This is a genomic window from Pseudomonadota bacterium (assembly GCA_018817425.1).
In the GTDB taxonomy this organism is placed as follows: domain Bacteria; phylum Desulfobacterota; class Desulfobacteria; order Desulfobacterales; family RPRI01; genus RPRI01.
This window is the reverse complement of record JAHITX010000100.1, coordinates 1-19,382: the sequence shown is the minus strand read 5'-3', so window position 1 is coordinate 19,382 and position 19,382 is coordinate 1. Positions and strand designations below refer to the sequence as shown.

The window sequence follows — 19,382 nt, the reverse complement described above, 5'->3', positions numbered from 1 at the left end:
ATATCAACAGGGCATTACACTTGGAAAGTTGTAAGAAATGAGCTTAATTTAAGAAGGTAGAGATGATTAAAAAACAATTAAACGATTCTGTTAAAAACGGTTTTAAAGAAAAATCAAAAGACAAAATTCACAGGTTTCTTCTTGCAAACGGGTCTATACGTGGTGCTTTTATCTATGGGACTCGAATGATAAAGGAAATGCGTGCAAATTTTGATCTTGGCATATTGGAAACACTTGTCTTAGGCCAGGCCTATCTGGGTTGTGGTTTATTATCTTCCAATCTGAAAGGAAATGACAGAATCGCTTTAAAAATCGACTGTTCGGGGCCTATAAAAGGGATTAGTGTTGAAACCAATGCTTATGGAGAAATAAGAGGATATTTAAAACAGACGCCAATTCCAATAGATAAACCTCTTGAAGATTTTAATATATCACCTTTTCTTGGTGCAGGTTTGCTGACAGTTACAAAATATCTCGAAGATGCAAAGCAACCCTACGCAGGCCATATAGCACTGCTTTACGGCTCTATAGCAAAAGATCTGGCAAATTACTTTTACTCTTCCGAACAAATACCAAGCGTTTTTAATTTAAGTGTCAAGTTTGATACACAAGGGGAAGTTGTCGGCGCCGGTGGGCTGTTTCTACAGTTAATGCCGAATGCATCAGATGATTTGGCAAAAAACCTTGAAAGTATTATAAACGATCTTCCATCAATCGGTATTCTTATTGAAGAAGGAAAAGAGCCGGATAACATTATTTGTGAATCATTTAAAAAACTGAACCCTAAAATTTTAGATGACTACAGAATAGAGTTTTTTTGCAGATGTAATGAGAAGCTTATGCTGCATTATATTTCCATGTTTGATAAAAACGAGAAAAAAGATATTTTAGAAAACGGACCTTTTCCGCTTCAGATAACATGTCATAATTGTAATTCATTATACGAATTTTCAAAAAAGGATTTAGAAAAGCTTATATCCTGACCTTTACTACTACTTTTCTTACAGGGCCCGGCATATCTCCTGTACCCGGCATATGCAGATCTGTTGGAAAAAATATTGCAAACATTGCTTTTTCCAATTTTATAAAAGAAGGGGTTCCGCCAAAAAAAACACAATCTTTTTTTTCATCATATTCCTTTACAATCGCATGGTCTTTTAAGGGTGCATACCCTACCCATTCAACTCCATTTACCATATACTGCACATCTATATATTTCCGATGGGCTTCTAAAAAACACTGATTGCTGTGCTTTGTGATATAATCACTGACAATGGCAAATATGTTATCACCATCAATATCATACTTTCCCGGTTCAACATTTTTAAAGTCGGCTGCTGCTATATATCTTAATGCAGTAGTTATCTTATCTCCTGCTCCGGCATATGTTTCAATATTATCAATGCTGTCAATTATCATTTACAAGCTGCCTGTCCGGTATTGTTCAATCAGTGCGAAAAGTTCAGATGTTGCTTTATCAAGGCTATCATTAATTATCTCGTGTTTATACAGATTTTTTTGAGCCATCTCTTCTTTTGCATTCTTCAAACGCTTTTCTATTACTTCCCTGGTATCTGTGCCCCTTGATTCCATTCGTATCTTCAGCTCCTCAAATGATGGAGGCATAATAAAGATTGTAATGCTTTCAAAATAGCGCTTAATTATCTGCATGGTGCCTTTTACATCTATATCAAGCAGTATATCTTTTCCGGATAAAATAGCGTCATTTATATATTCGGCAGATGTGCCATAGAAATTTCCGTGTACTTTTGCCCACTCAGCCCATTTGCCTTCTATGATTTTTTTTTCAAAATCTTTTTTTGATATAAAAAAGTAATCAACACCGTTTTTTTCATCTATGCGGGGGGCTCTTGTGGTATAAGATATTGAATAAATCATGTCAGTAAAGCGTGCCAGCAATCTCCTGCAAAGAGTAGTTTTGCCTGCTCCGGAAGGTGCGGAAACTATAAAAAGACGGCCAGGTTTTAAAGTATTGGTGGTATCCGTATCTTTTTTGGTAACTGATCGTAAAGTCATATCTCTTTATTTAAATTCTTTGTATAACGCTGGGATATCGTTTCAGGAGTATAACTGGAAAGAATTATATGATTACTGTCCAAAACAATTATTGCTCTTGTTTTGCGTCCATGGGTTGCATCAACTAGTCGTTTTTCATCTTTTGCATCATCCTTTAAGCGTTTCATTGGAGCTGAATTGGGAGATACAATTGCAACAACCCGTTCTGCTACTACAGAACTTCCATGTCCAATGTTTAAAAGAGTCTGTTCCATTTTCCTCCTTTTTCAAACAAATTTGTGTAAATAGTTTTCATAGAGCAAATAACATAAACGGATTAAAACACTATACTCTATATTTTTTCATATAATTATTCGATATTTTGCACCTGCTCCCTTAACTTTTCAATCTCGGATTTAACATTTACAATTGTATGAGAAACTATTGCTTTTTCAGTTTTTGAACCAATTGTATTAAATTCACGGTTCAATTCCTGCAATAAAAAATTAAGTTTTCTTCCGGCAGGCTCATCCAAACTCATTATAAGATTAAACTGGTTTAAATGGCTTTTTACCCTGACTACTTCTTCCGATATATCACATCTGTCTGCAAGAAACGCCGCTTCCTGAGCAATTCTTCCGGCATCAAGCTCAATAGTATCTTTTGTCAATATTGATATCCGGTCTTTTAAACGTTGCGTGTAGTAAAGAAGCATGTCACGGGATTCAAACTCAATACTGTTTAATAATTGTTCAATGGTTTCAACCCTCTTAACAAAATCACCGGCAATAAACTTACCCTCTTTTTTCCTCATATCATCTAAAATACTTAAAGCCTCATCCAAAGAATCTTTTATCAAAAGCCACTGAGCCTCAATATCTTTTTTAGTTTCCGCAACTTTTATTACTCCTTCAGCACCTGCTATCATATCAAGGGGTATTTGTGCATCCATACCTAATTTATCTCTTAAACTCAAAAGTATATTATAGTATGCGCTCGCTTTTTTTTCATCGATTTCAAATTCAATTAAATTACCATTATTTTCTTTTATAGTAATTTTAATCTCGATACGGCCCCTTGATACTCTTGAACCGATCAAGCCTCTTATTTTATCTTCAAACGCATTATATTCATGGGGAAAACGAAGATTTATATCAAGGTGCTTGCTGTTGTATGTACGAATTTCAGTTACAATTTCAAAACCTGCTTCTGTTTTTTCAGACCTTGCATATCCGGTCATGCTTTTTATCATTTATCGTGGCCTCGTTTCATATCGGCAACATATTTATCACGGACATTTATTAGAAAAGTCAGCATTTTTTCATCCGCATAATCAGGATATGTCCAGGGCAATGTTCTAAATTCCCTATTCTGATAAATTAAAGTCAAATCTGCGTAAATATTATTTCCGATATATATTCTGTGACTAAAGTTTTTGCCTGTTGCAAGAACAAACTTTTCATGAAGCATGTATCCCGGATCAATGTTAACGGTTCTTTTACCGTTTTTTGAGTATCTTGCTTCAAGTTCATTTGTAAAATTTTTTATTTGTGAAAGGCTTGCCTGTTTAATAAGTTTTTCGAAAACAAACATCCTCCTGAAAAGAGGCGAACCCATCTCATGGGCATAGTAAGAGGTATAATCAAATAAGAACCATTGACTTATGATATCGACCGGACCAAATTCAGCAATTAGCTCATTTTCCAGTAACTCAATAAGGTTCTTATCTTTTAAATAAACTCCGATCACAAGCTTTGCCGGATTGGGCGGTCGGGGAATGCTCATTAATGCCTCTGCTTACAACGGCTTTGCCTCATCTATCAACATTATGGGGATATCATCCCTTATTTCATATACAAGTTTACAATTTTTGCAGATAAGGCCATCACCCGCATCAGTAAGATAAATATCCCCTTTGCACTTTGGGCAGGCAAGAATTTCAAGCAGTTCTTTACTTATAGCCATTATTTTAATTTCTCCGGTAATTTTTAAGGCCCGCATAAACATTTTATATAATCTATAGCAAATATATTTCAAGCAAGCAAAATTTTATTTTTTGCATGTTGTTATTTTATAATGCCTTTATATTTTCATCATAAAAAGCAATCGCACTTGAATGATATAATTTCTTGTGGCATAACACTTTTATCTTTTTTAAAAATGTGTTTTATATACTATTTTTATGGAACAGCAAATGAAAGACCCTAAAAAAAAAGAAGCTGATTTTGAACCAATCGGCAATATTATCGGCAATGTATTAAACAAATTCCGCCTGGAACTGGGTTTTGAATCTGCTAATATTTCCAGCATATGGAAAAACATAGTAGGAGAAGCCGTTTGCAAAAATACAAGGCCTGCCGGTTTCAAAGGACAGATACTTCTTGTGTATGTAAGCAGTTCAGTATGGATGCAGGAACTCCAATATTACAAAGAAGATATAATATCAAGACTAAATAATGAGATTGGAAAAGAACTTATCAGTGATATCAAATTTAAGATCGGGGCTGTCTGAATATGGATTTGCTTACAGACGACTATTTTTTCAAAGGTAAATTATCTATTAAACAAAATAAGTCAGGATATCGCTTTTCAATCGATTCAGTTTTACTTGCCTCACATGTTAAAGCATCTGCGGGAAATAAAATTCTTGATATAGGAACAGGGTGCGGCATAATTTCTCTTATACTCGCATACCAAAATCCGGAAATTAAAATATACGGGATCGAAGTACAGAAAAGTCTTGCAGATATTGCCGTCATGAATGTGAAAAACAACGGCATGGAAGAACAAATTGGAATCATTTGCACTGACCTGAAAAATTTAAAAAAAAGTATGATCTTTGGATCACCTGATATTATTGTATGTAACCCGCCATACAGAAAGGCAAATTCAGGAAGGGTAAATCCCGATAATCAGCGCGCGCTGGCTAGACATGAAATCATGATTTCTCTTCCCGGAATCTTTGAATCGGCAAAAAGTCTTTTGGATATTTCAGGTAAATTCATAATGATTTATCCTTCAGAGCGCATAGCCGATATAATTGAACATATGCGTTTTTCAGGAATAGAACCAAAGTATTTTAGATTTATTTACTCGAAAAACAATTCGGAATCCAAACTTGTAATTGTCGAAGGCATTAAAGGTGGTAAAGCAGGAGCAAAGGTCGCCTCACCTCTTGTAATATATAAGGATGATGGTTCTTATACTGATGAAGTAGAAAATATGTTTATACCATAGAGCTACCGGTTACCTGTCCGTCTGCCTTCAAGCTGCCCTGACCGTTTGCAAACTCCGTAAGAGTGATGTCTCCGTACGATACACCGACACTGGTAATAAAAATTAATGTTATTTACCCGATTTTTGTTATATTTTTTTCATGCTTTGTTTTATAGCTCCTTTGATCCGAAATATTTATGCGCTTGCATCTTTTGTAGATGACAAACGATGGGGCCCATAAATTGATTTAATTACCACCTCCACTTTAGACCCGACAGGCGGCATACGATCCCAGTTGATCTTGTAATAGTTTACCGTAGTTTTTAAAGGCAGAACATTGTCGGTAATAATGCCGCCGTTACAGTCGGAAGGGCAGACAATACAACCTGAAGGAAAATTTAAAGCCTCGCCTGAACCGTGATAAACAAAATGTGGCGTATAGGGCTTAATTACATCTTTTCCTTCCACGATGATCTTTTCCTGAATAAAATCTTCCAAAGCGCCTTCAACGATATTACCGGTTTTTTCAAAGCGGATAGTCACGATAACGGGATCGCCGTCCAGATAATCCTCAATGGTAGTGGTCGGTTTAAGACCGGTGCGGGCGGCCACCTCCTCAAACGGGATAATTCTTCTGGATTGAATGCCGATTTCCCGAATGGATTTATCGATATCAGTGCGGGAAACATCCGTGGTAAATACGAAAAAGCTTTCCATTTTGCCGCCTTTCGCACCGAAAAATGCCTGAAATCGCCTGCCCCAGTCAGCCACGGAAGGCTTGGTTACGTCCTTGGTAACGGTTGCTGAAATACGTAATTCCTTGTTTGCAGTATCCATAATCATCATGTCGCCTGAAGAACCTTTGAAAATTTTAATATCAGGGTTTTTCACAACTTCTGCAAAGGCTTTGGTTCCGGCAAGTGTACTCATGCCTATAACACCTGCGGCCACAGTTTTTAAAAAGATCGACCGAGTCATTTCACCGGGTTTTGCAATTTCCTTTGCTCCTGTTTCACCGCCTAAAAGCACTCCGCCGGATGTATTATCGCAGCAGGAGCAGCCGCAGTTTTTATTGTTTTTTGAATCCATTTCAAACCTCCCCGGACTTTAAAAATCCCATTTAGTTGTTGATTAAACTTCAATGAATAAAACCGAAAGCTATTCGAATTAATAAACCAGTAATCATAAGCATAAAAAAGTATTTTAATTTTACTTGAAAAAATGCCGCTAAAATTGCCGGTAGCAAAATTGTTATATAGGGTATACAAAACAATATAAAAAGAGCCGGCATCATCCAACGTGGAGGAGAAATATATTTCTTGCATGTTAGCGCAAGAATATCTCCTGAAAAAAATAATCCTAATCCATATGTACATAACCCTATACTTGAGGCACTTATCAGGTTAAGCAATATTGCGGTGCCGGGTCCGAATGCATTTACTATTGAAAAAGCCAGCACAGGCCATGAAAAAGGATTTATAAAGGTGCTGATCACTTGAGATAGTAAAAGATTGGGAAGACAATCAAGCGGTCCTAAAGCCTTAAAGTATTCTGAAAGCAAGGATATGTTTGCCGATTTAAGATTACCTGTCAGAAATAACCAGTGAAATTCGGCTGTATAAACATAACTGTTCAGCATATAGAAATAATGGAGAATTAAAAAATAGATTGTTGTACAAATCGATAGTATTGCGCATAGTATTAAGGCTTTTATTTTCAGTATGGGTATGATGTCTTGAGGCATAAAAACCTAATGTAAACTTTACTATAAAGGATCCGATGTCCCTTTTTTGGTTTTATATTTTTTGTGAAAAATCGGAATAAGAGAAACTATGATAATAAGTATTATTCCGGCTAACAGATTTCCAGATATTTTCCCCTTAAACAGATCAAGAAGCGAACTTGAAAACACAATAAATGCTATGCAGGCAGGAAGCATACAAATGAAAGTGGCCAGTATGTAATGTGTAAATTTTATTTTGGTTAAACCAAAGGCATAATTTAAGAGGTTAAAAGGAAACAAAGGGATTAGCCGTGTAAAAGCGACTACTTTCCACCCATGTTTTTCAACTCCTTCATCCAGCCTTTGCCATCTGGGGCTTGTAAGTTTTGCAGCAATCCAGTCCCTTGCAACGTAACGGGATATTAAAAATGCCGCACCGGCGCCTATTGTGGAACTGGTAATAGTATAGATAACACCCCATAAAGGACCGAAAAGAATGCCTCCTGCAATAGTAATTGGAAGTCCCGGCAAAAAAAGGGCTGGTGCTATAATATAAATCAGCATGTAGAGGATAGGGGCAAGTGCCCCTTTTGATGCTATCAGTTCTCTTAACGCCCCGGTTTCAAAATAATTTTCCAAACCCCCAGCACGAACTAGTATAATAATGGATATAATGGCAAGAAGAATAACTATACGTTTAAACATTGCTGCTTTGGATGATTTTTCCTGACCTGTAAATGTTCTTTCCCTTGATACGGCTGTATTTAAACTGTTTTTCAGATGCCGTTTAAGTTTTAAGCGGTTTAAGTAGGTAACCGGAGCCTTGTAAATTTTGGCGTTTCCTGCCAATGTGGCTTCCGGTTCAAAATAAAGATCTATAATATGATCAGTGGGCATGGCCTGATTCAGGTGATTCGCACATCCGGCGCAATAAGTGATAACCCGGTTTCCTTTATGTTCCTGTTTTCGGATACCTATCCATTTTTCAGCAAGTCCGGGAGACAAGAAACTTACAGATCCGCCTTCACCGCAACACAGAGTATTTATACCGGAATGCGGCATTTCATAAATACTGATTCCCAGTTTTTCAATAAGCTTTCTCACTGATTTCTGCACAGGTTCCTTATAACGCAGAGCACAAGGGTCATGCACAGTAACACTATAAGACATTTTTTTTTCAACAGGAATATCCAGATCGGCAAGAAACTCATAGATACTAATAACGGAAATATCACCGCCGTATTGATCAAAGATTTTGTAACAATTGGGGCAAGCCACCAGTACTTTTTTGATTTTGTTTTGAATCAAAAATTCTTTCATTTCTCCAAACATGGCAGTGAAAAAGGCATTTCTCCCAAGATCATGCGATGGTTTTGTACAGCAGTCAAAAACGATTCCGGCCGATGGGAATTTTTTTTGAATGAGTTTGAAAAGCCCAAGGGTTTTGTCCGGCCTGGTACCGGGCAAAGAACAACCTGGAAAAAATACGGTATCGCAGCCTTCAGGCAGACCATACCATGAAAAAAGCTTTGAAGTGCCTTTTTTCTCATAAGCTAAAATGCCGTTGTGTTCGGCAAATATCCCGCCACCTTGCTTTACAGCTTCCCGTCGCATTTCAAGAAACATGTCTGCCGGATTCAAACCCAACGGACACACAGCTGCACATAACCCGCAAAGGCTGCATTCGAAAGCCATTGTCTTAAAAGTCTTATCCGTAAGGTCAAAAGAATCGGCAATTTCCTTGGGCTTGCCATATTTTCTTAAAAATTCACATTCCTTTTGACAAAGTTTACAGTTAATACATTTTTCAGAGTTAGCCTGCAATTCTTCCTGTAAGGCGGAATAAGACTTCTTTGTATATGATTCGGCTATTTGCAAATAACTATTATCATTCATTTAGAGTATGCTCGAATTTTTAAAGTGTAATTACCTGCTCAACGCCCGATCCGGCCAGAGCTTTGTGCAAGTCCGGGAAACAGCCTATTGTTGCCGATTCCACCAGGCTATCTTGTATTCTGCGATCAATCACACATTTGTCACATCCCATGAGCAGCATCCCTTTTTCTGAAGCAATCTTTGAAAGACGCTCACCTACATCATTGTCTTTTACCAGAATAAATGTATTGTCTAAAAAAAAGAACATTCCGCATACTTCAAATCCGTGTTTCCCTGATTCCAATTGCGGTACAATCATATTGCTCAAAATATAATGTGAATTGGAGCTTGAAAAAATATAAGCAACTTTCATGGCATTCTCCGTTACAGGTTACGATACAGCAGTATTTAATTATTTATTTTATAAAACAAAAGATATTGTTTTTATACTATTAATTAATTGAAGCGTATATTGTCAAATCGATAATCCTGATACCATAAGAGATGAAGTATTGATAATTTATATGGGGCGTAGCTCTTTATGTATGCTAAATTAAAATGAAATGAAATATTGAAGATAAATTGGGAATAAATCAGGTCAGATTCTCGTATTAAGAAATTCTTTTATCTTGCTGAAAACACTTTTTGAAATATCGCCTCTGAAAATACCGTGTCGGTCAGAATTGAGCATAACCAACTCCTTATCCTCGGAGCCAAGTTTCTCGAATACAAATTTACTTCCATCAGGATCAACAACAAGATCCCCGGATGATTGTATCAAAAGAGCAGGAACTTTTATATGCTCAAGCCTGGGTGAGAGCTGATCCATTAACTCCATTAACTCTTTAACACCATTAATTGGATTGCGCAGATAGTTGATATGCGGATTCTCAGGTTCATTTGGCACAAAGTGCCTGCGCCCTTCATCATTAACCATTTTATCTGCAAGCTTGTTCCACAAAACAATAGCCGGGGCAAATTTGGCGCTTTGTCTCCTTAATCTCATAGCACAGTTAACTGCAAAAACTGCTTTAATTTTATATGGCATGTTTGCAGCCGCAAAAAGGGCCAAGCCGGCTCCCATACTTATTCCACCCACAATAACATCCTTAGCGCTATTTGCTAAAAGCATATAACCAAGTTCAACTGATTGCAACCAATCCTCCCAGGTTCTAAGAGATAGATCTTCAGGGCTGGTGCCGTGTCCCCTAAGACGTGGAGCAAAAACGGTATAGCCCTGCTGATAGAGATACTCTGCAAGAGGTCTTACTTCCTCTGGAGCAGCCAAATAACCATGAACTAGTAATATTCCGGCTTTCGGGGAAAATCTTTTATAAAAAATCGGAGCACCAATATTTTTAGGTTTTGACTCACCCTCGCTCTGATAAGTTTCATAGTCGGAGTCAAACTCCTGTTTGGCCATTTGAAGAAATTTGAGCCGCAGGCTCCGGCACACTGACCAGAAAGGCTGCTGGGCAATTAATTGCAATCTAAAAGTAAGCGGTCTAAGATATTCTACCTCGTTTAGAATAACCTGGTATGGATTTTCTCTTCTGATGCTGTTAAAATCAAAAAGTGTGTTAATTGCCGGACCCTTCAGATGGATTATATCAGCATCTATTTCTACAGCACCGCTTCGTTTTGCTACCTCGAGGAAATCGGCAAGAAATGTTTTATAATTGCGACAGAGTTGTACGCATTGGTTTTGTTGTAATCCATTATGTAACCTTATGGATTTAAGCCTGGTAACTGCTTCCACAGCCAGGAAAAGCCGCTGTGCAAGGTTAAATAAGCTTAGCTTTTTTCCGGGATAATATTTTATAATATAGGCAAGTAGATGATCATAATTCACCGTAGTATTTTGGTAAATACAAGCCATTACTTCCATGGTAAGTTTACTGGCCATCATTCTTATCACAGGCCTTGAATGCAGCAGATCATCCGGCATTAAAGACTTTGGCGTGTGTATGTCTTTTTGGATAATCCCTTTATTAAGGAAGGGCCTTATAGCCATTGGCTTTCCGATAGTGATATCAATATCTACTCCTGAAAGAAGCATGGTACCTTCGGTTTGCAGTTCTTCAGCTATATAATCAGGCATATCCTTCACAAGATATGAAGCCATTTTTTCAATGGCGTTTTGACGTGAACGGATAGGATAATAACTAATATTAACCGGCACCAGAAAGGTTTCTTTTTTGCTCACCTGTTCCATGGAAGAAAGATCAAAAATATTTAGCTGCTGATTAAGCAAATCGCTGTCAGTTTCCTGCAGATACTGTAGTCTTTGCCTATAAAACTCCGTACGTAATGCCAGTGCTGCAGCACCTGTATGAGGTGGTCGCCGTTTGCCCGTAGCGCTGTATATGAGAAACTTACCGCTTTCAACAATCTTTTTATCTTTTACCATCTGGCCTTCCGGAAAAATCAGCCAGGGATTATCTCCGATTAGTAAAGAGCGAATAATAATTTCATCACGGTTGGGATCATTGGTAGATACCACACCCATTTTATCCAAATATTTGCCCAAAGCTCCGGTGAATAGACCATGGTAGGCAAGAGACATAATTGGTTTGCCGGTTAGTCTGTAAAATTCGTAGGGTAGAATCAGGGTTTCCAAGCGTGTAAAATGGTTTACTGCAAAGATAATTACACCATCCGGAATGTTTTCGGCACCATGAATATGTACTGATGCCTTAGACCAACGTCTTAGCGCCTGTATAGACAGCTTGCTTAAAGAAAAAGCCAAGCGGCTGATATTTGCCATCGTATCTCACCCTTTCATTACTATCTGCTTTAACAGATCTTTGAAAATAATACCATGAAAAGGTAGAAACATATACCAGTAAATATTTCCTAAAACACCACTGGGAATATAATAGGCGGTAATGGACAATTGATTGCTGTACCCCCTCTGATCAATATCAAATTCAAGCCAGGCCTTTCCGGGCAGTTTCATCTCTGCCCTCAGAAGAAGTTTACGTGCAGGCTTCATGTCTTCCACGCGCCAGAAGTCAATAACGTCATTGATTCTCAATTCGGATGAACTTCGTCTCCCACGGACCATGCCAACACCACCCAGCATGCTGTCCGCCATTCCCCTTAAACGCCACATCCAGTTGTTTTGAAACCATCCTTCCTTACCGCCAATCCTGCATACCGCACTAAAGATGTCCGCTGCATTTTTAGTGTTTACCAATGAATATGTCTTGATAAATTCAGGGGGTATTTTCAACTCATTTAGTTTAATCGCCAGGCTGTGGGCCGGGGGATAGGCATCGGACCATCGGGTGTGTACATTATCCTGTTCTTCCCGGCTCATGGCCCTGATAATGGACTCTTTGTATGTTAAGGGTTTAAATGGAATCAATTTCATAATTGCATTGTCCTGGCACACCACATTATTCCTAAGCCCTTCCAAAAGCGCAAGAATGATTGGCCATGGCACCGGTGCAAAAAGGTTGGCAAGGATGGCGAAAAATCGCAACCCCGAAAAAAAGCTGGGCAAACTAATTGTTTTCTTTCCAAACATTTTTGCAAGGATTTGGAGCATTTCATCATAAGTCAACACATCCATACCACCGATATCAAATGATTTACCGGTGGTTTCAAAACATTCAAGAGCTCCTACAAGGTATTTTATGACATCCCTAATTGCTATAGGCTGGCACTGGGCCTTCATCCAGAAAGGGATTGGTATGATCGGCATTTTTTTGGCTGTATTTATTAAAATTTCATAGGAAGCACTTCCTGACCCAAGTATAATGGCGGCCCGAAGGATTGTGGTGGGAACCTTGCCCTTTTCCAGCTCCCGTCCTACTTCAATACGGCTTCTTAGATGTGGTGAAAGGGTTGAACGCAGATCTCCAAGCCCTCCCAGATAGATGATCCTTTGAACACCCATCTCTTCTGCTGCATTTCTGAAATTAATTGCCCCCTGGACATCCGCTGACTCAAAATATTTTTTTCCAAGCAATAGTGAATGGATCAGATAATAGGCTGTATGGATTCCTTTAAATGCATTTTTCAGACCGACAACATCTAACACATCCGCTACAACTATCTCGGCATCCGGCCAGCGCTCCTGATGGACTGGAGACAAAACCCTGACCATAATTCTGACTTGATACCCCCGTTCAATGAGTTCCGGCACCAGTCTTCCGCCAATATACCCGGTGGCTCCGGTAACCAGAATTCTTCCCATTTCAGGCTGGGGTATAGTGGGCAAGTCCCGGCAAAAATGATATTCGCTATCTTTTATTGGTTCCAATATTTATGACCTGTGGCCCATTTCTTCATTAATCCTGCGTTCAATCTCTGATGTTATTTTTTTCCTGCCTTCTTTAGAATGAAAACTTAAATAATCTTTTCCGTAAATAGGCTTAAGAATGCTCATTTTTATATTGAAAGGAACAGGAATACGCGTCCCTCTTGGAAGAGTTTTTTCAGCACCGGATAGATAAACCGGGTATATTGGTATATTCGGAAAATCTAAAGACATCTGGCCGATACCCGATTTAAATTCATTTATTATACCCGGCTCTCCCCTTGTTCCTTCGGGAAATATTATCAGCGAATATCCATCTTCAAGCTCTTTTTTTAATATCTTGAATGTCGTTATGGCCGATGCGCTTCTGTCCACTAAAACCGCATTAAAAAGAATTTTAGCTATGTAACCTTTAAGCCCTTTGTTAAAATAATCTTTTGCCACGATTGTTTTTACTTTATTCACTCTTGATATATTAATTAATCTAAAAAGAACCATTACATCTATATGAGAATTATGATTTGCTGCGATAATGAACTGCTCATCCATTATCTTAGGAGAATTCTCAACTCCAAGAAATAGTGTAATAAAAGCTCTTCCTAATACGTGTAAAAGTTTTTTCAACATAATTTAAAAGTACATCCAAAATATCAGATGAAAGGTAATCGGTATAGTAAAAACAAGACTATCAACACGATCTATTATTCCGCCATGACCTGGCAGTATTGTTCCTGAGTCCTTGCTTTTCAAATCTCTCTTAACCATTGAAAATACTAGATCTCCAATCAAACCGAAAATCCCGATACTAAATCCGATAATAAGAGAATATTCAAAACTCAATTTGCCATTGTTAAACTCCGGCATTATCGGAACAAAAACAAGTGAAAGCAAAGAAACTAATAAAGACGAAAACAATCCTACTGCCCAGGTTTTGTTTGGGCTTATATCTTTCGCTACCCGACATTCCAAAAACCTTTTAATCGTTCCATCAGAAAGTTTGGTAGTAAACGATTCAAAATATTTTCCTAACCAATAAGACAATAAATCCCTTACTTCTGTGAGAACGAAACAATACATTATCAAAAGCGGCCCGATGTTTATCATAAACAGACAATGGCCCAGGTTATGCGCAAAAAACATAAGGCCGAGCGTTATTATCCCTATAGACTTTAAACTGCCTTCCGTTCTGTTTTGAAGCACAAAAAGTGTTGGTATTAAAAGAAAAACATACACAGGAATTGCAACTATGAAAAGGCCGTACCATTTAATATATGCAAGGTATATCATTAGAGGAATAGAAATATAGCATAGCAGTATTGAAGGACGGTCTTTAAATGAAAGTGTTTTTGAATCAACAATCTCTGACATAGGTATAAGAGAAAAATATTCTCTCAATGCAGCGAAACATAAAAACCCTAAGAACACGAAAGATACTATCCGGTTAAAAGCTAATGCGAGCATGAACACCGCAACCATCCACCACCATGTTATCGTTCGGTTTTTTATTTCTTCAGCCATATGTGACTTTTTTCTTTCAAGCAACCTGTATACTATCGAAAAAATCATTAAAAGTCCCACAATGCCGATCATTACATAAAGCATAGCCACATCATCTTTTCTGGCAAGCAAATAAAACGAGACCATAATAATTAACGCAAGCAGTACTTTTTTATAAAAGTTCATTTTATCTTCCTATCCATGTATATGATTCATATTTCTTCCCTTTTGAGTCAGAAATAATTTTTTTGATTCGAATCACGCTGGTCATGAACACAAAAAAACAAACTCCTGAAATATAGTACCCGGCAAATTCAATCAAATCAGGTTTAAAGTACAAAACTAAAGCCATAAGCCCCATCCAGACCGCTCTGTCCGGTTTTCCGCCCAAAAATGTCTCATGTCTTCGAACCCCACCTGGCATACTGTTGCCAAAAACTCCCCAATATTCTGCTGACCACGTTAATATAATAAAAAGCACTACCGGTACTTTTGAAATATCAGGCACAAAGAAAAGGATTCCATAGCAGATATTATCTCCTATTATATCCAGGCCCTCATTACATATTTCTCCAAAAACCGAACCTGTTTTATATTCTCTTGCAAGCATTCCATCTAGTGTGTTCATCATCAAACGAAGAATTAAAAAAAGCGGAACAAGAAGTAAAGTCCATCTAAATTTACCGTTAGTTAACCCGACATAAAAAGACAAAGAAACAAGAACAATACAGATACAACCAAAAAATGTAGCTTGATTTGCAGACATCCATTGCCCTGCCATCCAACGTGTAATTTTCTGAAAGTTTCCTTTTTGGAGATACAGCATAGTGTTTCCTTTATAAATTTATATATTCCAGACATTAATATTTTTATGTGCTAAATCTGAACTTCTTTTTCATTCCTCAATCAGGTCACAATAATACTTCCAAAAAATCCTGCCGTATTATTCCCGGTATTAATATCGTTTCATGTACCAAAAAGACCTTCAATACTCTTTTCTAATTGATAAAGAAAAGAACTGCCAAAAGCATTTTCAATAATTTGAGCTATATTATTATCCAAGTCAATAGACTGAGATGTTCTTTTTTTATTGCAAGGAAACAGCAAGGCATCTTCTTGTATAGATAAAATTAACGGGTCAGATTCTACCAGTGCTAACGGCCAAAGAATACACGCCAATGGTTTTACTGATTTTAAGGGAATTTTCATATCTATTGCCACTTTATGCAAAGAGCATAAAACCTTTGCCCCTTTACCTCGATATCCAAAAACACAAAATTCCTTATTGTTTTTATCAATTGAATATATATCACTTCCTTCATCTTCAAAAATATTACCGAAACTCTTATCTGATTTTAAAACTCTTGCGTATTTTGATGCATATGGCAATAAACCGATAATATTAGATAATTCAATACTGTTAATACATACTTCATAATTAGAACAACAGCTTTGCGAAATTTTACAATTGCTGGTCATGCAAGAATGATTGATAGATGTTAAAGCTTTACAATCTACGACAATTTCATCAATTGTCGGGAAAAATTCACTTCCATTCATTTTGACATCACCACCTGTAATCCCCATCTGTTTTTAACCCTGCACTAGTATTATGTGGATCTCAACACGTCTGTTCTGCTGCTATTTTCTTATTTATCATTTATACCATTATTCAAAGCAATTTTCTCAGCTCTGGCTTTTGTCTGCAAAAATGCTTCCGGCACACTCTTTTCACTTAAAATATCAACTATCCATTCCAAACCGAATGGTATAGGGCCAGGATCAGTATATACATGGTAGAACACAAGTGAAGTATTTTCCGTTCCTTCTTCTATACGCCAATATCCGGTTGTATCCTTGATGGTCTCTGCTGGATTTATGCCGGGCCATTTTTGTAATTGCCATTTTAATATTAAAGTTTGATTATCAGGCTCTGTCATTAACATTTTGAGCCGATACTTTTTTATTTTTCTAAGAGGCAGACTCAATGTGTATTGAAGAACTACATCAGGCTTTCTCTTTTCAATAATATCGACCCGACTGACATTGGGCATAAATTCCGGGTATTTTTCATACGCTGTCAAAACCTTCAAAACAGTCTCTCGTGAAGTATTAATAAAACCAATTGCCTCAAATGTTTTACCCGGTTGAGCATCTATACTAACATCACGCACAATTACTTCACCCTGATCAACAAGTTTTTTCTCATCTTCATTCAAAGAATCAGAAGCATAAGCATTAACTGTGGAAAACATAAAAAGCATAGCCGCTATTAAGATAGCCCAAGAAGTTCTTTTGATTACCGAGTTACTTACTAAACCAGGATTCATATATAATTCATCTCCATAGTCAGAATATCATGACAATATATAGTTCTGCTATCTTTCTGATAGTAGATACGAGCTGTTCTCGCCAATGGCACCAATATCTTGTCGCGGATCAAATAGGCTACAGCAAGATAATAGTCATTTTTAGATGCAACGGGAGCAAAGTGGCTCTGAATGCAAATAAGCTTGTCAAGGATAGACTGTTTGATCTCCAGCACATCACTGGCGGTTCTCACTATGTATGTGGAATATTCCATGACCGCCCCTTTCATCTCATAGTACACATACAAAGCCTTAGTGGCGAGTAGTTGCCGGAATTGAGAATTACGGTTGGAAAGGAAGTAAACGCCCGACAGCAGCCACGTTATGTCTGTTTTTCATATACACTAAATTTACCCTGGCGATGCAATCTTACAAAAACGTCAACCAAGGACAAAAGTTTCGTTAGCTCATCGTAGCCTATTTGTATTCTTTTTTGATTAACCCAGGAACCATGTTTAAATATTTTTAATGAATGAAACCTTACTCCCACAAAGAAAAACACACCATCAGCAATAAACTGGTATACAGTTCTCCCATCATACTTCGATTTCGATGGATATATTTCCATAAACACACCATTTGAAGGATTTTTATTAATGTGTGTTTGATACATACATATAGGGTAGTTGTTTATTGGCGTCTCCAAACCGTTTAACAACATCACCCTTAGTTCTTCCTCATACTTTCCAAGTGATACAAATTTAAAGCTGTTTTGGGTGCTTATAGATGCACGCCACAGTAGGCTTAATACAAATAATTTAAAAAGCCTATAGTCATATTTTTCATTAGTATATGGCTTTGGGGTGGCGCCTATTGTTGGTTTAGCATCGTCATACAGTATGAACTTTCCATAATCTTCATACTCTTGAATTATTTCTTCGCATTTTTTGCATAGAAGTTTTTCATAAACTCCCTTCCTGCGTTTTTTATTATATTTTCCTTTTTCAGCATCAAACTCAATGTAGGAATGATTGACGTCATAACAATGTGCATACATGTACTCAGGAAATATGTGTGATTTGCATAAATCCCGCTTGTTTAGACATAATTTACATTCAGGCGCTTAAGAGCCTCCAAAGGCATAACATTCCGCATCACCAGTTCATCTGGTGAATGCGGTGGTTGGGATAAACATTTTCAAAGGAACAGACTGTCAACTGAGTGGGTCTGAAATACATTACTTTTGCAGCCAGCCTGTTAGCAGTCTCATTTATCGTCCTTTGATGCTGTGGGCTTTGGTTTGTCAACGCCGCCTTTAACTGATCTTGTTTTTGGCGGTGGTGGGGGTGGGGGGGGCGTAGTTTTTTTATCCTTTTCTGACATTATTTACTCCTTTCTTTTTTATCTCGGCTAATCATGTCTCCTATTTTTACATCTTCTCTGATAAGCCTTTTTGGGGGTGGCGGAGGAGGAGGTGGTGGTGGTGGTGGTTGCACCTTCTCTTCTTTTTCTTCAGGCATTATTTTTAATTCTCCATTTAATGTTATTATGTTTGAAGACCGTTGGCCTTTCTCACCATTGACAATCACGACTCCTAGTGGATTTTTAGAAAAGTTAATTTCAAGCGGCTTCTTTATTTCGATAACCTCAACATGTTCTGACATATTTTTGTCAATATTACCAAAATGAAAGGATAGGAATGTTAAGACCAAAGGGATAGCGGCAAAGACGATAAAACTATTAGCTTTATGCAAATTTTCAGATTTTTTATCGTTCACAACTGCATTTTTTGAAGAACATTCTTGGTAATACGTATACATATAATCTTCTAAATAAGTTTTTGATAATTCATCACTATTCTCGTATTCTTCATAGGTCGAATTCAATGTTTTGCGGTAAGCTTCAGTTGCATTTGCCGTAGGAATAAACTCATATGTATGCCCATAAAATGATTTAATAAAATAGGTGATTCCAACGATCATCAAAATCGAACTTACAGTAAACAAAAGGAGAAATGAAATAAGGTAACCCTTATTACATGCGAAGTTAATGTTCCTGACCATAAAACCAAGGAGGCTTAAAAAAGTAATGTAAATAGCTAAGGGCAATTGCAACCGAGAGGTAATTTTGTCTCTGTATTCTATTTCATGAAAATACAGCTTTTCATGAAATTTGAATAATTCTTTCTTATCCATATACCCTCAAAAAGAACTTCCGAATTAATTGACCCAACGATAAGGGTAACTTGCGGTGCTATTTGCCGTCAAGTTCACCCGCTGATTAGGAGATTTTTTATGACATACTCTCTGCCTTTTGGAGTTATCGAAAAACAAGCGGGATTGTAATTATTCAGCGTCATTTTAATATATACTCCCGTTCACATAAGAAAGTCGGGCAATTTGCCTTTAAACAATAGCTCCAACGCCTGACTTGCCTTAACTCCATGCTTACGGCAAGTCGACAAATAGCTTCGAATTCG

At 37.4% G+C, this 19,382-nt stretch carries 23 protein-coding genes; 4 read left to right on the top strand and 19 right to left on the bottom strand.

From position 1 onward, the window contains the following. Positions 1-62 precede the first annotated feature (62 nt). On the top strand, positions 63-983 hold the full coding sequence (locus KKC46_17595; GenBank protein MBU1055615.1) for an Hsp33 family molecular chaperone HslO: 921 nt from the start codon (positions 63-65) through the stop codon (positions 981-983). On the opposite strand, the gene KKC46_17590 is transcribed toward KKC46_17595, so the two are convergent. The 6 genes from KKC46_17590 to KKC46_17565 all read right to left on the bottom strand — a co-directional run bounded on the left by KKC46_17590 (position 973) and on the right by KKC46_17565 (position 3,981). After that, a complete protein-coding gene (locus KKC46_17590; GenBank protein MBU1055614.1) occupies positions 973-1,419 on the bottom strand; it encodes a YhcH/YjgK/YiaL family protein in 447 nt (148 codons plus the stop codon). The two genes, KKC46_17595 and KKC46_17590, sit on opposite strands and share 11 nt — an antisense overlap. Continuing rightward, the gene (gene gmk / locus KKC46_17585) at positions 1,420-2,037 is read right to left on the bottom strand and encodes a guanylate kinase (protein MBU1055613.1); all 618 of its coding nucleotides are present in this window, start codon (positions 2,035-2,037) and stop codon (positions 1,420-1,422) included. Further along, positions 2,034-2,291, bottom strand: coding sequence for a DUF370 domain-containing protein (locus KKC46_17580; protein ID MBU1055612.1), 258 nt, complete (start codon positions 2,289-2,291; stop codon positions 2,034-2,036). The genes gmk and KKC46_17580 overlap by 4 nt, the downstream gene beginning before the upstream one ends. Positions 2,292-2,386: 95 nt before the next feature. Then, the gene (locus KKC46_17575) at positions 2,387-3,268 is read right to left on the bottom strand and encodes a YicC family protein (protein MBU1055611.1); all 882 of its coding nucleotides are present in this window, start codon (positions 3,266-3,268) and stop codon (positions 2,387-2,389) included. After that, on the bottom strand, positions 3,265-3,801 hold the full coding sequence (locus KKC46_17570) for a DUF4416 family protein (protein MBU1055610.1): 537 nt from the start codon (positions 3,799-3,801) through the stop codon (positions 3,265-3,267). Before KKC46_17570 ends, KKC46_17575 begins: the two co-directional genes overlap by 4 nt. 12 nt (positions 3,802-3,813) lie before the next feature. After that, entirely contained in the window at positions 3,814-3,981 is a 168-nt protein-coding gene (locus tag KKC46_17565) for a Trm112 family protein (GenBank protein MBU1055609.1), read from the bottom strand. 229 nt (positions 3,982-4,210) lie between these two features. Here KKC46_17565 and KKC46_17560 point away from each other — a divergent pair, with 229 nt between their 5' ends. Together KKC46_17560 and KKC46_17555 are read left to right on the top strand one after the other, a co-directional pair. Beyond that, the gene (locus KKC46_17560) at positions 4,211-4,528 is read left to right on the top strand and encodes a DUF721 domain-containing protein (protein ID MBU1055608.1); all 318 of its coding nucleotides are present in this window, start codon (positions 4,211-4,213) and stop codon (positions 4,526-4,528) included. 2 nt (positions 4,529-4,530) lie between these two features. Further along, a complete protein-coding gene (locus KKC46_17555) occupies positions 4,531-5,253 on the top strand; it encodes a tRNA1(Val) (adenine(37)-N6)-methyltransferase (protein ID MBU1055607.1) in 723 nt (240 codons plus the stop codon). 174 nt (positions 5,254-5,427) lie between these two features. Here the strand turns inward: KKC46_17555 and KKC46_17550 are convergent, their stop codons facing one another. Then, the gene (locus tag KKC46_17550; GenBank protein MBU1055606.1) at positions 5,428-6,321 is read right to left on the bottom strand and encodes a hypothetical protein; all 894 of its coding nucleotides are present in this window, start codon (positions 6,319-6,321) and stop codon (positions 5,428-5,430) included. 230 nt (positions 6,322-6,551) lie between these two features. Here KKC46_17550 and KKC46_17545 point away from each other — a divergent pair, with 230 nt between their 5' ends. Then, complete coding sequence (locus tag KKC46_17545; GenBank protein ID MBU1055605.1) at positions 6,552-6,731, top strand: hypothetical protein; 180 nt, start codon at positions 6,552-6,554, stop codon at positions 6,729-6,731. 266 nt (positions 6,732-6,997) lie between these two features. Here the strand turns inward: KKC46_17545 and KKC46_17540 are convergent, their stop codons facing one another. From KKC46_17540 to KKC46_17485, 12 genes are all read right to left on the bottom strand, one after another. After that, entirely contained in the window at positions 6,998-8,851 is a 1,854-nt protein-coding gene (locus KKC46_17540) for a VTT domain-containing protein (GenBank protein MBU1055604.1), read from the bottom strand. Positions 8,852-8,870: 19 nt separating this feature from the next. Then, positions 8,871-9,203, bottom strand: a complete 333-nt coding sequence (locus KKC46_17535) for a sulfur reduction protein DsrE (GenBank protein ID MBU1055603.1) — start codon at positions 9,201-9,203, stop codon at positions 8,871-8,873. A 225-nt stretch (positions 9,204-9,428) separates the two neighbouring features. Beyond that, positions 9,429-11,597: an alpha/beta fold hydrolase gene (locus tag KKC46_17530; GenBank protein MBU1055602.1), complete on the bottom strand. Its 2,169-nt coding sequence runs from the start codon at positions 11,595-11,597 to the stop codon at positions 9,429-9,431. Between the two features lie 6 nt (positions 11,598-11,603). Then, a complete protein-coding gene (locus KKC46_17525; GenBank protein MBU1055601.1) occupies positions 11,604-13,034 on the bottom strand; it encodes an SDR family oxidoreductase in 1,431 nt (476 codons plus the stop codon). A gap of 69 nt (positions 13,035-13,103) precedes the next feature. Further along, the gene (locus KKC46_17520) at positions 13,104-13,724 is read right to left on the bottom strand and encodes a 1-acyl-sn-glycerol-3-phosphate acyltransferase (GenBank protein MBU1055600.1); all 621 of its coding nucleotides are present in this window, start codon (positions 13,722-13,724) and stop codon (positions 13,104-13,106) included. A gap of 3 nt (positions 13,725-13,727) precedes the next feature. Further along, positions 13,728-14,780 (bottom strand): phosphatidate cytidylyltransferase, encoded by a 1,053-nt coding sequence (locus tag KKC46_17515; protein ID MBU1055599.1) that lies wholly within the window; start codon positions 14,778-14,780, stop codon positions 13,728-13,730. 1 nt (position 14,781) lies between these two features. Then, positions 14,782-15,420 (bottom strand): CDP-alcohol phosphatidyltransferase family protein, encoded by a 639-nt coding sequence (locus tag KKC46_17510; GenBank protein MBU1055598.1) that lies wholly within the window; start codon positions 15,418-15,420, stop codon positions 14,782-14,784. A gap of 140 nt (positions 15,421-15,560) precedes the next feature. Next, positions 15,561-16,181, bottom strand: a complete 621-nt coding sequence (locus KKC46_17505; protein ID MBU1055597.1) for a hypothetical protein — start codon at positions 16,179-16,181, stop codon at positions 15,561-15,563. 62 nt (positions 16,182-16,243) lie between these two features. Continuing rightward, positions 16,244-16,924, bottom strand: coding sequence for a hypothetical protein (locus tag KKC46_17500; GenBank protein ID MBU1055596.1), 681 nt, complete (start codon positions 16,922-16,924; stop codon positions 16,244-16,246). Then, positions 16,921-17,178 (bottom strand): hypothetical protein, encoded by a 258-nt coding sequence (locus KKC46_17495; GenBank protein MBU1055595.1) that lies wholly within the window; start codon positions 17,176-17,178, stop codon positions 16,921-16,923. The genes KKC46_17500 and KKC46_17495 overlap by 4 nt, the downstream gene beginning before the upstream one ends. A gap of 107 nt (positions 17,179-17,285) precedes the next feature. Continuing rightward, complete coding sequence (locus tag KKC46_17490) at positions 17,286-17,960, bottom strand: hypothetical protein (GenBank protein MBU1055594.1); 675 nt, start codon at positions 17,958-17,960, stop codon at positions 17,286-17,288. A 325-nt stretch (positions 17,961-18,285) separates the two neighbouring features. Beyond that, positions 18,286-19,098, bottom strand: a complete 813-nt coding sequence (locus tag KKC46_17485) for a hypothetical protein (protein MBU1055593.1) — start codon at positions 19,096-19,098, stop codon at positions 18,286-18,288. Between the last annotated feature and the right edge of the window lie 284 nt (positions 19,099-19,382).